At 41.1% G+C, this 15,761-nt stretch carries 12 protein-coding genes; 6 read left to right on the top strand and 6 right to left on the bottom strand.

The window, feature by feature from the left end:
• Positions 1-66: 66 nt before the first annotated feature.
• Positions 67-1,770 carry an urease subunit alpha gene (ureC, locus tag F7734_RS09525; RefSeq protein ID WP_155744491.1) on the top strand — a complete coding sequence of 568 codons (1,704 nt, stop codon included), beginning with the start codon at positions 67-69 and terminating at the stop codon, positions 1,768-1,770.
• A gap of 266 nt (positions 1,771-2,036) precedes the next feature.
• On the opposite strand, the gene F7734_RS60600 is transcribed toward ureC, so the two are convergent.
• From F7734_RS60600 to F7734_RS09510, 3 genes are read right to left on the bottom strand one after another with little or no spacing between them, the layout of a single operon-like run.
• Positions 2,037-4,724 (bottom strand): AAA-like domain-containing protein, encoded by a 2,688-nt coding sequence (locus F7734_RS60600; protein WP_166481819.1) that lies wholly within the window; start codon positions 4,722-4,724, stop codon positions 2,037-2,039.
• On the bottom strand, positions 4,725-6,359 hold the full coding sequence (locus tag F7734_RS09515) for an AAA-like domain-containing protein (protein WP_155744439.1): 1,635 nt from the start codon (positions 6,357-6,359) through the stop codon (positions 4,725-4,727). It abuts the gene before it with no gap.
• The gene (locus F7734_RS09510) at positions 6,343-6,681 is read right to left on the bottom strand and encodes a CU044_2847 family protein (RefSeq protein WP_166481818.1); all 339 of its coding nucleotides are present in this window, start codon (positions 6,679-6,681) and stop codon (positions 6,343-6,345) included. The genes F7734_RS09515 and F7734_RS09510 overlap by 17 nt, the downstream gene beginning before the upstream one ends.
• A gap of 344 nt (positions 6,682-7,025) precedes the next feature.
• Here F7734_RS09510 and F7734_RS09505 point away from each other — a divergent pair, with 344 nt between their 5' ends.
• The 4 genes from F7734_RS09505 to F7734_RS09490 all read left to right on the top strand — a co-directional run bounded on the left by F7734_RS09505 (position 7,026) and on the right by F7734_RS09490 (position 11,585).
• On the top strand, positions 7,026-7,982 hold the full coding sequence (locus tag F7734_RS09505; protein ID WP_155744438.1) for a transposase: 957 nt from the start codon (positions 7,026-7,028) through the stop codon (positions 7,980-7,982).
• A 105-nt stretch (positions 7,983-8,087) separates the two neighbouring features.
• Positions 8,088-8,450, top strand: a complete 363-nt coding sequence (locus F7734_RS09500; RefSeq protein WP_207714058.1) for a hypothetical protein — start codon at positions 8,088-8,090, stop codon at positions 8,448-8,450.
• Positions 8,451-9,090: 640 nt separating this feature from the next.
• Positions 9,091-10,191, top strand: a complete 1,101-nt coding sequence (locus F7734_RS09495; protein WP_155744437.1) for a hybrid sensor histidine kinase/response regulator — start codon at positions 9,091-9,093, stop codon at positions 10,189-10,191.
• A 17-nt stretch (positions 10,192-10,208) separates the two neighbouring features.
• Positions 10,209-11,585 (top strand): aldehyde dehydrogenase, encoded by a 1,377-nt coding sequence (locus F7734_RS09490; RefSeq protein ID WP_155744436.1) that lies wholly within the window; start codon positions 10,209-10,211, stop codon positions 11,583-11,585.
• Between the two features lie 59 nt (positions 11,586-11,644).
• Here the strand turns inward: F7734_RS09490 and F7734_RS09485 are convergent, their stop codons facing one another.
• The 3 genes from F7734_RS09485 to F7734_RS09470 form a co-directional block, all read right to left on the bottom strand.
• Positions 11,645-12,241: a sulfite oxidase-like oxidoreductase gene (locus F7734_RS09485; protein ID WP_155744435.1), complete on the bottom strand. Its 597-nt coding sequence runs from the start codon at positions 12,239-12,241 to the stop codon at positions 11,645-11,647.
• Positions 12,242-12,384: 143 nt separating this feature from the next.
• Positions 12,385-12,558, bottom strand: a complete 174-nt coding sequence (gene rpmF, locus F7734_RS09480; protein WP_155744434.1) for a 50S ribosomal protein L32 — start codon at positions 12,556-12,558, stop codon at positions 12,385-12,387.
• Between the two features lie 583 nt (positions 12,559-13,141).
• Entirely contained in the window at positions 13,142-13,645 is a 504-nt protein-coding gene (locus F7734_RS09470) for a hypothetical protein (RefSeq protein ID WP_155744490.1), read from the bottom strand.
• Positions 13,646-13,886: 241 nt separating this feature from the next.
• On the opposite strand from F7734_RS09470, the gene F7734_RS09465 reads away from it, so the two are divergent.
• A complete protein-coding gene (locus tag F7734_RS09465; RefSeq protein ID WP_155744432.1) occupies positions 13,887-15,740 on the top strand; it encodes a caspase family protein in 1,854 nt (617 codons plus the stop codon).
• Positions 15,741-15,761 lie beyond the last annotated feature (21 nt).

Raw genomic sequence — 15,761 nt, 5'->3', positions numbered from 1 at the left:
CCATGAGCGTCGAGGGTGCGTTCATCTGCGGTTTCATATTTTGAGGACTTAACAATGAGTTACAGAATGGATCGTCGCGCCTATGCAGAAACTTTTGGTCCGACAGTGGGCGATCGCATCCGACTGGCTGATACGGAATTACTGATCGAAGTCGAACAAGACTTAACAACTTATGGCGATGAAGTCAAGTTTGGTGGCGGTAAAGTTATTCGTGATGGGATGGGACAATCACCTATTTCTAATGCTGATGGTGCAGTGGATTTAGTGATTACAAATGCTTTGATTCTTGATTGGTGGGGAATTGTCAAGGCGGATATCGGTATTAAAGATGGCAAGATATTTAAAATTGGTAAAGCTGGAAATCCTTATATTCAAGATAATGTAGATATTATTATTGGTCCTGGAACGGAAGCACTGGCTGGGGAAGGTATGATTCTCACGGCGGGGGGGATTGACACCCATATTCATTTTATTTGTCCCCAACAGATTGAAGTTGCGATCGCATCCGGTATCACTACAATGATAGGTGGTGGAACTGGTCCCGCTACGGGTACAAACGCAACGACTTGCACCCCAGGACCTTGGAATATGTATCGAATGCTGCAAGCTGCTGATGCTTTTCCAGTGAATTTGGGGTTTTTGGGTAAAGGGAATGCCAGCCAACCTCAAGGATTGGTAGAACAAGTGGAAGCGGGTGCGATCGCTTTAAAATTGCATGAAGATTGGGGAACGACTCCCGCAGCAATTGATACTTGTCTTAGTGTAGCTGATGAGTATGACGTACAGGTTGCGATTCATACCGATACCCTAAACGAAGCAGGATTTGTGGAAGATACTATCGCTGCTTTTAAGAATCGTGTTATCCACACTTATCATACTGAAGGCGCTGGAGGGGGACACGCGCCAGACATCATCAAAGTGTGTGGGGAAGCCAATGTCCTACCATCTTCTACCAATCCCACACGTCCTTACACTGTCAATACTTTGGACGAACACCTTGATATGCTGATGGTTTGCCATCACCTCGATCCCGCAATTGCTGAGGATGTGGCGTTTGCTGAATCCCGCATTCGTCGAGAAACTATTGCTGCTGAGGATATTCTGCACGACTTGGGCGCATTTAGCATGATTTCCTCTGATTCCCAAGCCATGGGACGGGTAGGAGAGGTGATTATTCGTACATGGCAAACCGCCCATAAGATGAAGGTACAACGAGGAGAACTCAATCAAAGTGCTGAAGGACAAAGAGCCGATAATTTCCGAGCGAAAAGATATGTTGCTAAGTATACTATTAATCCGGCAATAACTCACGGTATTGCTCAATATGTGGGGTCGGTGGAAGAGGGAAAGCTAGCCGATCTGTGTTTGTGGCGTCCGGCGTTTTTTGGGGTGAAGCCAGAGATAGTTGTGAAAGGAGGTGCGATCGCATGGGCGCAAATGGGCGATGCGAATGCTAGTATTCCCACTCCTCAACCAGTGCATATGCGTCCCATGTTTGGCAGTTTCGCTGGTGCGCGTCACGCTACGTCTTTCACGTTTGTTTCTCAAGTCGCGCTAGACAGGGAGATTAAGAGTCAGTTGGGTTTGAAAAAGCAAGTCGTTGCTGTTTCCGGGACGCGCCAGTTGAGTAAGCGAGATATGAAATTAAATGATGCGTTACCGAGTATTGAGGTCGATCCAGAAACCTATGAAGTCAGGGCGGATGGCGAATTATTGATATGCGAACCAGCAACGGTTTTGCCAATGGCGCAAAGATACTTTTTGTTTTAATAAATTTTAATTTTTTCTTATTTTGTAGTTAAAAAAACAGTATCAAAGCAGATTTTTCAACATATGGGCTATAGCAGTGCGAGTGCTATCTCTAAGAACGGAAATTATTGAAAAATTTTTTTCTCGTTTTGTAGAATTCTTCTTTCTTAATGCTTACGCCGATTATTGAATCGGAACAAAATATAGTAAAAATGCGAGTATTTTCCAGAAACAATTTTATTCTTGGCACTGCCCTCAACGACAATATATCTTTACAGATATCCTCACTACTTAACGTGTTCAAATTTAAATCCACTTTCCTGGGGACCACCACTACCTCTCACTACTTTGACAAGAGCAGGTTCTTGTTTGCGCTCACCTTCTTGATCGAACTGGAGTGGATATCCTGCAGTGTCCTGCTGTGAAATTTTAAGAGATTTAAGATTTTTCAAGACAGTCTGGCGAGATAGATTGCTGGATTTGGACATAGATAAAGCTTGAATAAAAGCTTGAGTTGCATCATAAGTAGCTGCGGTGCGCCAGCTAATTTGTCCTCCCCATTTGTCCCTAGCTTGACCTGCAAATTTTTTTGAGTTTTCTGCTTCTGCAAACCAGGGTATAGCGAGAACTAAATCTTCAACAGCTTCTCTGCCTGACTTCAAAATCTCTGGATCGTACAAAGCATCTCCACCTAATAGAGGCAACTTCTTGCTTCCTAGGTTTTTTAATTGAGCGCGAGCAATTTCAAGCGCCACGGAAATGGATTGTGTTTTCGGAAACAAAACAACTCCATCTGCTTTATTCAGATAAGTACTGAAAAAGTCTTTGTTAGAAGTATTGAGTGTAGGAAGAGCCAAATCTATATTTTCTACAACTTTTCCACCTCTGCCTTTAAATGATTGTTCAAACTCTTTCTTTAAGCTCTGACTATAAATATCACCTTGATTATAGAAAATAATCACTTTTTGATAGCCCTTTTGGTTAGCATAATCAGCTAATTTTGTAGCCATTTCTTTATCAGAAGGTACTGCTCTAAAAAAGACTTTATTCTTTAGCCCACTTAGTGAAGTACTTGTGCTTTGAGCAATCATAGCTAGACCAGCTTTTTCATACTCAGGTAGTGCAGCTTGACTATTTGTGCTAGTGTAGTGTCCAATAACTCCTAGAACCTTTTGGTCTTTAGCGAGTTTTTGAGCAATTTTTTGAGATTGAGTTGGCTCATTCTTATCATCGGCAATTACAATATTTAACAATCGAGTGTTTTCTGCATCCGAACTGTTGAAACCATCTTGTGCCTGTGCAACTCCTCGCAAGAGTTCTTGAGAAATTTCTCTTCTAGTAGCTATAGGTAAGACAATTGCCAGAGTGACTGGATTTCCTTTTTCATGTGCTTTGGCATTGTTGTAAAAAATTTGTAACTCTGGATCGTAAGGAAAGGCTTCTATAGCGCTTTGAAAATACTTAACAGCTTGTTTATAATCTTTTTTTCTGAAAGCTTCAGAACCGCGTTCACGATTTACGTTTTCATTTCCACTAAAGAGAGTATGCTCACCTTGGCTAAAAAATGCTGATATTGACTGTTGCGGTTCTAATGGTTCCTGTCTTGGTGGTTGAGGAGGTGATTGATTGGTAACAAATGAAGACCAATAGAGCCACCCTAGTACTGGAATTAGTAGTAGTAGTATTGGAGTAAGCACTGAGAGCAAACGTTGCTGCTTTCGTGTTGCCAATTCTTGGCTAGCATTTAAAAATTGATAATCTTGAACAAGTAATTCTTTACCTTTTTGCCATTTTTGAGCTTCTCGTAATTTCTGTCCACGCAATAGATGTGATTTATCCTGACTATTGGAATTTAACCAGGCTGCAAGTTCCTTAGTGTAAGGTCGTAAATTAGCTAACGTCTGATTAATCCAGTTATGGTCAAAAACAGACTCATAAATGCGGTTATAAACTCTTAACTTGCCATTTTGCTTAACTACCAAACCTGACAGTCGCAACTCCATTTGCTCCGGACTGTTATCTTCTCCAATTTCTTTCTTTTGTAAAATTTGCTGATATAGCCTTAACAACCGTTCTGCATGCTTATTGATTAAAATTCGATTACTGATTGTCCTCAAATGCTCCGGATCGTCCTGAGATTGCCAATTTTCAATAACACCCGATCGCACTAATTTCTCTACAGACAATCTCTGTTTATCATCTAGGATGAGTTTGCAAAGCTTTTGACTTAGAAAGGGTTGACCACCAGTCCATTCCAAAACCTCCTTCAGCTTCTTTTGCGGCTCGCTAACTTTACCATCTAATCCCTGAGCCAAAGACTTGGCTTCATTTTCACTGAACCCTTTGAGTTCAATAGCTTGACCAATATTAAATGGTGTGCGCTGTTTGTCTTGAATCAAATCAGAGGGAGTTGCTACTCCTAAAAGACAAAATGTGAGGCGTTTATATTCTGGCTTCTCAGCACGTTGGTTATAACAGAATCGAATCAAGGCAAAAAAATCCTCAGTCGAAAAAGTTAGACTGAGAACACTATCAATTTCATCTACAAAAATGACGATCTTTTTATAAATAGAACTTAGCAGTTCCTCTTCAATAAATTTACTCAATCGCTGTACTGGAGGTAGCAATTTTTGATTTTTCCACCAGATATCCATGTTAAATTTATCAAGTTTTAGACTCGTAGCCAAAAGTTCAATTACACCTGCATACCATTGGTCAGGGGTAACACCCTGAGTACCGATTGCGGTAATATCAATTCCAGCACAAGCAATCTCCTCTGCCTGCAACCTTTGCATAGTTCTTACCCGCAAGCTCGATTTACCCATTTGTCGCGAGTTTAGAACATAGCAGAATTCTCCTGCTTTCAACTTGTTGAATAATTCATCATCTGCCTGCCGTGTCACATAGGTGGGAGCATTAAACGGTAAACTTCCCCCAACTTGATATTCATAGTTTGAGTCTGGTATGTCACTCATTTAGTTAACCCTCAAGCGAGCACTGAAATACAGCCGATACAATTCGCAAAAAGGCACCACTCCATTGGCTTTCCTCTTCACTAGTCCCATGTTCACTAATTTAGATGCTTCTGTTGAGTCAAGGTTTACTGGAGAATGATCTGACACTACTTGCCTTATGGCTGCCTCTAGTTCTGAATTTTCCTTTAATCTAGATAAATGGCTTAACAAATGGTTACAGTATAAACCTTCTTCAGTAGGTGCAATTTTCAAGAATTGTTCTAGTGTCAGTTCCTTTCGTCCAATTCTATCTAGCCCCAAACGTACTAGATAAGGATGCCCATCCACCATAGCCATGAATCTGTTAACTTGCCTTTCACTCCAATCAAGTTGGTAGCGCTGTGCCAAGTTTTGCACTTGAATAAGAGTGAGTTCTGACAACTGTATAGCTATACCAACATTAAATGGCGATTGATGATTGTGCAGGGGAACGAAATCTTCTTTAGAATAGGCAAGCAGCAAACGTAATTTTTGCCAAATAGGGTAACTCTTAGCGTCTTCATGCCAACTACGTAACATTGAGAAGAACTCATGCGCGATGCTTTTATACGGGAACAGCAAATCCACATCATCTAATGCCAAAACTAAAGGAGTTTGATTTTCTTGCAATAAATACTTTTGAAAGTAGTTTGTACATTTTATTTTTGGAGGCAAGCTACTCTGCCAATACTTATTAATTCTCTCTTCTACATTCAGTTTCCAAGAAATGTAGAAACAAAACCACTCTAAAAATCCCGTTAGACTATCAAAGTCCTTTTTTTCCGCCTGCTTCAAGTCCACTCTTACGGCTTGATAACCTTGCTGAGTCGCATAATCTAGAATCTCTTTTATTAAGTAGGTTTTCCCCCAGTGCAATGGAGCTTTTACGCGCAGTAATGCCCCTGATTTCTTAATTTCTTTGTAGCAGGAAGAATACAAATTTTGATCAAAAATAGGAAATTCGCGTTCTGTGCAGGTTTCTGAGTGAACAATACTTGATAATTCAGACCATGCTTCACATAACACCTTCGTTGGAATCATAAAAGCGGCTTTAGTCTCTAATCGGTTCATTTCTGCTGCCACTGCCATTCCTGCTATGCCTTGTAAGTGTTCATTCCAAATTGGAGCACCACTAAAGCCTTGCTCCAATGCATAACCTTGTTGTTTTATATCCTCAAGTTGTACCCAACCGTTACTGATACCAGCGCGTAATTCTCCAGAAGCCCATGCCCCGTCATATTGATTACGTGGAAAGCCCAAAACTCGAAAAGGATGACGCCAGACGTTTTCAGCAAATACCAATTGCGCGGGTTGTGCTGTGTCAGGTGGTGCAGTTTCTAGCTCTAATCCTGCAATGTCTTCTGCAAATTCATTAGGATTGACTGGTCGCCAGAACACGACTTTAGCTTTGAACAACTTCTTTGCTGCTACTATTGGAAAGTCCAGGCTGATTGATTGTTCTGGTTTTTCAACAATTGTTCCTGCAAGAGATAAAGCATTCGCTACTACATGAGCACAAGTCAGGATGTGCTTTTGGGAAACCAAGAAGCCAGCACCCGCAACTTGACCATTGTTTGAGTAAATTCTAACTACTGATAACTCAAATGGTACGGTCATCTTTTGACTCCCGTTTCCACTTCAGGATAATTTCATAGTTGACCTCACCACTGCCGGAAGCAATTACTGCCCCTAGCCCTGCAACAATTTTGACACCAAACTTGACTTCTACTTCATCTGCAGGCTGATGTAAACTACGTACTTTAGTGAGAATCACATTTGCTACAGGCTTGATTTTGTCCAAGGCAGACTCGAAAGTCTGATTCGCCTTTTCCACAATTTCATCTCGTAAACCAATGCGATTGTCTATTGCTGCTGGCTGATCAACCTCTACAAGAATTGAGTCACCGTTTTCTAATGGAAAATCAATTATGCGCTTCACTATAAACCTCTACACAAGATTTCATAAAAAATTTGGCTGGTACTAACTGTGAACCGTAAATTTACCTCATTTTGTGTCTTTATTTGTTTAGCAACTCATTAACCTGGTCTAAGCTTTACTCCCAACAATAATTCACTTGACAAAATACGATACTTGTGAATTTGTTTTTTTGACACTCATAATCATAATAGCATGATTATACTGCGGTTAGTATGTATTCGTACTTGCTAAGCTAGGCGTTGCAAAATATACTATCTATCGGCAATAACTCACCGTATTGCTCAATATATGGGTCGCTCTTCAAAGTTACAACTTCTCATTTAGATTCGACGATTGACAATTTCATGACCGAACAACGCACTGATTACGATAGTCCTTGGAAAGACATTATTGAAAGATTTTTCCCTCGCTTTTTAGAATTCTTTTTCCCTGAAGCTTATGCTGTTATTGATTGGACTCGACCTTGTGAATTTTTGGATACAGAACTGCAACAGCTAGAACCAGATGCAGAAATTGGTAAGCGACTTGTAGATAAAGTTGCCAAGGTTTGGTTAGTTGATGGGGAAAAGGCTTGGATATTGATTCATATCGAAGTTCAAGGACAGTACGACCGTCACTTTGCCCAACGGATGTACATCTATAATTACCGTTTGTTTGACCGCCACAAACAGAAAGTCATCAGTTTAGCGGTTTTAGCTGACGAAGAAACTTCTTGGCGACCTTCAAGTTACGGGTACGCCTTAGCTGGATGTCGCGTTAGTTTGGAGTTTCCTGTCGTAAAACTTTTGGACTATGAGACGCAATGGCAAACTTTAGAACAAAGCACTAATCCCTTTAGTGTAGTTGTCATGGCACATTTAAAAACAAAAGCAACACACAGCAACCCAGAAAATCGGCTACAGTGGAAATTGAGCATAGTAAAAGGATTGTTTGAACAGGGATATAGTCGGGAAGATGTTCTAGGTTTATTTCGGTTTATTGATTGGATAATGGTGTTACCAGAAGAGTTGGTACGTAGTTTTAAACAAGAAGTGAGAAGTTACGAGGAGGCTCGAAGAATGCGGTATGTCACAAGTGTTGAACGTTTGGCAAAAGAAGAAGGTATGGTTCAAACGGCAAGAGAGTATGTGATTAAAACTCTTCAAACACGATTTGGAGTAGTACCTGAAGAAATTGTGAAACTTGTTAATGGAATTGAGGAGCTATCTCTACTGGAAAACCTTTTTACAAGCGCTATTACCATTGGTTCTTTAGAAGAATTCCAACACCTTATTAACGAAAGAACCTCTGGAGCTAGTTAGAAATTGAACATAGTAAGTACTTCAACCTGAAAAAACGTAAAATGTTCGTATTTGCGCTTTAGCGCTAAAGCGCAAATACGAACATAGAAGGCTATTTTATCTAATTTGTTTGAGCTACTGACAATATTATTTGAACAGGGATATAGTCGGGAAGGTGTTCTAGGTTTATTTCGGTTTATTGATTGGATAATGGTGTTACCAGAAGAGTTGGTACGTAGTTTTAAACAAGAAGTGAGAAGTTACGAGGAGGCTCGAAGAATGCGGTATGTCACAAGTGTTGAACGTTTGGCAAAAAAAGAAAAAACAAGAGAGCATATAATTAAAATTCTCCCAACTCGATTTGAAGTAGTTCCTGAAGCAATTGTGGACGGCGTTAATGTAATCAATGAGCCGTCTCTACTGGAAAACCTTTTTACAAGCGCTATTACCATTGGTTCTTTAGAAGAATTCCAACACCTTCTTAATTAGAGGCTTACCAAGAACAACAAAATGTCGTTGTCTTGCAATGTTTCCGAGTTCAACCATTCGGCGGACTTGTTGTTGCTTGCTCTTATCGTTAGTTGTTGCGATCGCCTTGAACCCACTCTACAGGATAAATTTCTCCATCTTGGGTAATTACTGCTACTGGTAAAACAGGACTGAGAGTAGCAATAAACCATCAACTGCTTTAAGATTACCGCTCTTCTTCTCTTCTTTCTTCCCGTACTTTGCGTCTTCGCGGTTTATTAGAATATATACTTTTAGAGCAGGAAAGGAGTCATCTTTTTTTGAATTAGCATCAAGGACTTCTACTCTGTCTTGTGACTATCTATGGTATACCTACTTTGCAATCGGCTAAACAACTGCCAATCCGAATTTAGAAACCCAGACAATGTCTGTAAATGTTGGGTTTCGTTCCTCAACCCAACCTACACTCTTCTTAATGCTTACTTTATAAATCATCTGTCAGATACTCGACTTCTTTGAGAAGTCGGGTATCGGAAGACTTAAGGGTAAAAAATCCTTATTAGATGAGAAATTTCTTAAGAGAATAATGGAAAAAATGATACCAATAACTAATATCTTATACTAACCTAGTATTACTCCACCTCTCCTCTTTCTTTCTTATATGAACTCTTCATCTTCAAAGCCCGACAAAATTCTTGTTGTGGATGATTCTCCTGATAATGTATTTCTCGTTAAAACCATTCTCGAAGAAGAAGGCTATATCGTTAGTACAGCAGAAAATGGTGTTTCAGCGCTCGCAGAACTGGAAACTTCAACCTGTGACTTAGTACTGCTTGATTTGATGATGCCGGGAATGGATGGTTATGAAGTAACCAAGCAGATTCGGGGAAATAAGTCATTACCTTTTATTCCCATTTTGCTGATTACCGCCCATGATTCACCTAATGTTGCTCATGGTTTGGATTTGGGGGCTGATGATTTTATTCGCAAACCTGTGACGGTAGATGAGTTACTCGCACGGGTGCGATCGCTTCTCCGCCTGAAACATACTATAGATGAACGGGATGAAATCGATCTCCAACGGCAAGATTTTGTCTCTCGCTTGACTCATGACTTACGCACACCCTTAGTCGCTGCTGATAAAATGCTCATGCTGTTTCAGCAGGGCGCATTAGGTAATCTCTCAGATCAAATGCAAGAAGTCATTGATATTATGGCTCGCAGTAATAGCAATCTATTAACTATGGTCAATACGTTGCTAGAAGTTTACCGCTTTGAAGCAGGTCGTAAAACTATGGCATTTCAGCCAGTCGATATTCCCAATCTACTTAATGAAGTTGTGGGAGAATTAAACCCACTGGCTGTGGATAAAGGGCTTGCACTTCATCTAGAGTTAAGTGAAAACTCTGGTACAGATAAGGTAATGGCAGATCGCCTGGAACTACACCGTCTCTTTACCAATCTTGTGGGTAATGCGATTAAGTTTACAGATAACGGGTCAGTCACTATCCACATGACACCAGCAAGCGGATCTGATGAATTCATAACTGTTGAGGTGGCAGATACGGGTTCGGGGATTTCTCTTGAAGAACAGACCACTTTGTTTGAGCGATTTCGCCAGGGAAGCCACAAGAGTTCTGGGAGTGGATTGGGATTGTATCTTTCTCGACGAATTGTTGAAGCACATCAAGGCACTATTATCGTTCATTCGGAGGTAGGTAAAGGCAGTATTTTTACTGTAAAACTACCTATACAGCAGTAGTTGGGGTTATCAAAAAGATGAAAAATCAAGTATCAATTGCCGATCTCATTACTCGTCAACGAGAATTTTTTAAAACTGGTACAACAAAAGATGTTGATTTTCGAGTCAAACAATTAAAAGTTCTCAAACAAGCTGTGAGTGAAAATCAAGAAGCTATTCTTCAAGCACTGAAAGCAGATTTGGGGAAACCAGAGTTTGAGGCGTATGGTACGGAAATTTCAACTGTTAAAGAAATCGATCGCGCTATCAAACATCTTAAAAATTGGGCTAAACCTCAAAAAGCACCAGTTTCACTGCAATTCTTTCCAGCTTCAGCACAGATTTACCCCGAACCATTGGGGGTTGTTTTGATCGTTGGACCTTGGAACTATCCATTTCATTTGCTTATCTCTCCCTTAATTGGTGCGATCGCAGCAGGTAATTGTGCAATTATTAAGCCTTCAGAACTTGCACCACAAACCTCTTTTATTGTTAGTAAAATTATTCATAAACACTTCGATCCAGCATATATAAGCGTAGTGGAAGGAGGCGTGGAAACCAGTCAGAAACTACTTGCAGAAAAGTTCGACCATATATTTTTTACTGGTGGAACAGCTGTAGGCAAAATCGTTATGGAAGCAGCTGCAAAAAACTTAACACCAGTCACTCTAGAATTAGGTGGCAAAAGTCCTTGTATTGTCGATTCTGAAACCAACCTCGAACATACAGCTACACGGATTGCTTGGGGTAAGTTTTTAAATTCCGGACAAACTTGTATTGCGCCTGATTATCTTTTAGTTGATAGAAAAATTAAAGAAAATTTGTTAGTAGAAATACAAAAGCGGCTCAAAGAGTTTTATGGAGATAATCCAGCCACCAGTCCCGATTATGGCAGAATTGTCAACCAAAGGCACTTTGACAGGTTAGTTAATCTGATAAAAGATAGCGACATTCGCATTGGAGGAGAAACGAATCGAGAAGAGCGTTATATTGCTCCCACAGTCCTTGATAATGTGTCTCTAACAGATCCAGTTATGCAGGAAGAAATTTTTGGTCCCATTCTTCCTGTGATTGAATACACAGATGTACAAGAAGCAATTGATTTAATTAATTCTCGACCAAAACCCCTAGCTCTGTATTTGTTTACCAACAATAAAAACTTACAACAGAAAGTCCTTCAAACTACCTCATCTGGCGGGGTTTGTATCAACGATACAGTGTTACACTACGCTGTCTCATCTCTACCATTCGGTGGTGTTGGTGACAGTGGTATAGGTAATTATCATGGCAAAGCGAGCTTTGATACCTTTTCCCATTACAAAAGTGTGTTACATAGGTCTTTCTTGTTCAACTCTAAATTGCTCTACCCTCCTTACAAAGATAAATTGTCTCTTTTGAAGCGATTTTTCACTTAATTATGAATTATGAATGGTAAATTATAAAACTTCATAATTCATCATTCATAATTCATCATTCAGAAATTGCTATAGCGCTCTTCCGCCCAAGGTTCTCCACGGCGATGGTAGCCATTGCGTTCCCAAAAACCCAGATCCTCTTTTTCCAGGAACTCCAAGCCATTAATCCACTTGGCACTTTTCCAAGCGTAGAGGTGAGGTACAACCAATCGCAACGGACCTCCGTGTTCGGCGCTCAAGGGTTCACCAAAGACTTGAAAAGCAAAGAAGTTTTCTTCTCTTACAAAGTCTTCCATTGATATATTGGTGGTGTAGCCCCCGTAGCAGTGTTCCATGACATGGGCTGCTTTGGAATCTACTTCGATGGATTTCATGAAATCTGTTACCTTAATGCCAGTCCATTTGACATCCAGTTTTGACCAACGGGTTACACAGTGAAAATCTGCTGTAAATTCGTGATGGGGTAACTCCATGAAATCTGACCATTTAAAGCTTTTAGGTTTTGCTAAACCCCAAACTTTAAATTCCCATTCCTCTATATTAATTTTAGGTGTTGCACCATAGGTCAGTACGGGAAATCCCTTTGTTAGGTATTGCCCAGGTGGAACGCGATCGCCTTCTTGTTGTGTTGGCTTCTGAAAAAACTTTCCTAGCATACTAGTAGAAATATAGATTTTTTGCTAATTGCTAACTGCTAATTGCTAACTGCTAATTGCTAACTGCTAATTGAGAAACTTACATACCATTAGCCATTAGCCATTAGCCATTAGCTATTAACTATTAGCCATCAGCTATTCTACTATTCCTCTTCTTCCTCTTCTTCACCAGTTGGATAGACAAAGGTAGAACGTCCAGTGAGGATTGATTTGCCTAGAGAGAGGGCTTTCTGAGCTTGAACTGTAGCTTTGTGTCTCCAGGTAGCGCGACGTTTATCTCGTTTCGATTTTGATGTTTTCTTCTTTGGAACAGCCATGTTTGCGGATACTGCAATTTTTGACAACCTCACTATTGTATGCTAACAAAAGGCTGAATTGAGCCAACACCGCTAAATAAAATTTAGCGGATTCAGGCTAAGAGTCGGACATAGCTTTTCGCCCGAACCTATTTGCATAGGATGACTATCTGGCTACACTTTCTCAGCTATGGGTCAAACCGCTCTGCCGCTCTACCAGGGACACGGGCTTTCAGACTAGCTTACTCATCTCGCAGTTTAGGTCAACGCCTTCATGCCGACCACGGGAGCGGCTCCACCCCACAACACATGAAAACTCTCCTGATTTCTTGTCCAAACAGTAATATCCCAGCACTTTCAGCCGTGGAAGTCGGACAAATACAACGTAGCGTAAGCATTTGCTTTCTAGCCTTTATTAGGACTATGTATCTCATTGCTACTAACAAAAGTATACCATGTCACGGCAAAAGTTTCCGCCGCGTCGCGTTTCCACCCCGATATAAATAACATATGAGCCTCAATTCATTAATTTCTTGATACTCATACTTCGGGGCTACCTGCTTCCCGCGTTATTAAGGTGTAAACTATCCTATATCCTTCATACTTATTTTGGCGGTGCAGCATTTTCTCCACCCACCTTAGGATCGGCGCTTTGAGGTGTTGGTGCAGGGGGATTTGGCGGTTCTGGGTTAACATCTGGAGTGGTGGAAAACTTACCTCCAAAAAATAGTAGCGATCGCGCTGTTTTAAAGTAAGTTGCCCAACGTTTTGGGTCTGGACGTGTACGCCATTGCGGACGGCTGACTTTCAATTCTAGAACTGGCGCGATCGCACCATAGTTTTGTACGGAAACTATTATCGAAACATCTGTTACTAAAATATCTTGGTCAAAACTGCGTTGAGCTGCGGCTCTAGCAGCCGTTTCTGCTCTAGTTAAGAGAGTTTCGTAATTTTCTTCAGGGAAGCGGTCAATGGAAAGGTCAACTCTGGCGGTGTAAGCTTGTACAATTTGGGGAGTAAGTGCTTCGCTTGCTATCCACAAAGGAACCCCACTACTTAACACAAGTAGAGCAGAAGCTATCCGGATTTTCTTGCCAATGACTGGCATAGATTGAATGAGTGTTCTTAATGGACTGGTTTGAAAAAGAATAATCCTTGATGATTCAAAAACATGACTGCTCCTCATACTCTGTGGCTCCTCAGGCGATCACCTTAATCTAAATTGACAAAAATAAGTATCAATAATGAAAAATTTATACTTCATGCTTGAGGTTTTTGGCTTCAGTACAATTATCAGTAATTATCGGTCACTGTTAGAAATAGCAAACAATAACTAAACTAAGAGCACGATGGCAAACAATTGGGCGATCGCCATTGGCATCAATCAATATCATTTTTACCAACCCTTGGGTTATGCTCAAGCAGATGCCGAGGCTGTCAAAGATTTTTTAGTGACATATGGCGGTTTTGTACCGCAACATTGTCTATTAATGACGGATACCTCGCCACCTTTTAGAGATAAGTCAACAGTTCCTACTAAGGAAAATATTCTGTTGTTGCTTGAAGATTTGGTGGCAACTGACTTTCAATCTCAAGACCGAGTGTGGTTTTTCTTTAGCGGTTATGGCACTAACGCTAAAGGGCAGGATTACTTGATGCCAATGGACGGAAATCCCTATCACATTGAGGAAACGGGCATAGACTTGCGCTCCATTATGCAAAGCTTACAAGTTGCTGCGCTGAATGCGTTTATCCTGCTTGATATTAACCGTGCTACTGGATCTCAAGCAGATGCTTTTATTGGTCAAGAATCAGTGGAATTAGCCAAAGAATTACAAATTCCTACAATTCTTTCTTGCCAATTAGAAGAATTTTCTTATGAAAGCAGCGAATTAGGTCATGGATTCTTTACAGCAACGCTTTTGGAAGCTTTGCGTTTCGGTCATGGCAGCAGTTTAACGAATTTGGAAAACTACCTCAGTGTTCGTACACCAGAATTGTGTCAGCATCACTGGCGTCCTACACAAAATCCAATTGTTGTCTCTACCCTAGAAGGGCAAATTATCTTGCCCCAATTTGATGATAAAAGAGACAAAAAAAGCGCGTCTGCTGTTGCTCGACCTGAATTTACACCACTTGTATTAGTCGCTCCCCTCTTGGGAGGAAGTGGAATAAGCGTAAGGACGAGGGGGACAAGGGGACAAGGGGGAAATTGCTACCTTTCTCCCCGTCTCCCTTCCCCCCCTCTCCTTGTCTACGTGTCTTCCACTCCCTCAAGCCCCCTTCCCACTTCTTCCAAAAAAGCAACAAGCTCTTTTTTGCCAAAACTTCTCTTTGGTAGTGTGTTTACGATGCTACTTTTATGTATCGTCGCAGTTGTTGTTCTCCACGAACGGGTGGGATTGAGATTGGAGAAGCTTTTGCCCGTGTCTTCCAAAACGGGTACTGATGGCGATGCTCCTCAAGGGAGCCGCCCAAGGGACGATCGCGATGCTGTTGGGGTTTCACCAAAAGCCCCTACTGTTCCAGTTACAGCATCGACGCCATCAAATATTCAATTGAGTCCTCAACCAACTGTCCAATCAACTTCTAGTTCGGATGAGTTTCAAAAGCGAAAACAAGCCCTGGCGGACTTGGAGAAGATGTCGCTGACTCCAAATCAAGCCAGCAATTTACGCTTGGCGATTATAAAAGCTCGTGAAATTCCACCCAGCGATCCTCTTTATAAACAGGCTCAAGCCAATATTGAGGTTTGGAGCCGGATAATTCTGGAGATAGCGGAAAATCGTGCTAAAGAAAAGCGTTATGCGGATGCGATCGCTGCAGCGCAATTAATTACAAAAGAGGAATCAATCTACTCTAAAGCACAATTTCAGATGAGGCAGTGGCGGCTAATGGCAAAGCAGTATGTGAGTAACACAACTCTCGTGGATGCTGCAAGCGGCTTAGTTCGGCCCGGACAGGCTTCTACATACAATCGTGCTATCGAGGTTGCTAAGAAAGTGCCACAAGGTCAACCGGGCTTTGATGTTGCTAAGAAATCTATTGACACTTGGAGCGAAAAAATTTTCGATCTTGCTCAACGGCGTGCTAACCGAGGGGAATTTAAATCAGCTATTGACACTGCTGTGCTAGTACCAGACGGGACAGCTGCCTATAAACAGGCTCAGGAAGCCATTCAAAAGTGGTCAAAAAGTGATTAATGGTAATTCTTAGTGGTTAGT

Source organism: Scytonema sp. UIC 10036, from assembly GCF_009725235.1.
Note: the sequence above shows the minus strand (reverse complement) of the source record. Positions and strands in the feature narration are given on the sequence as shown.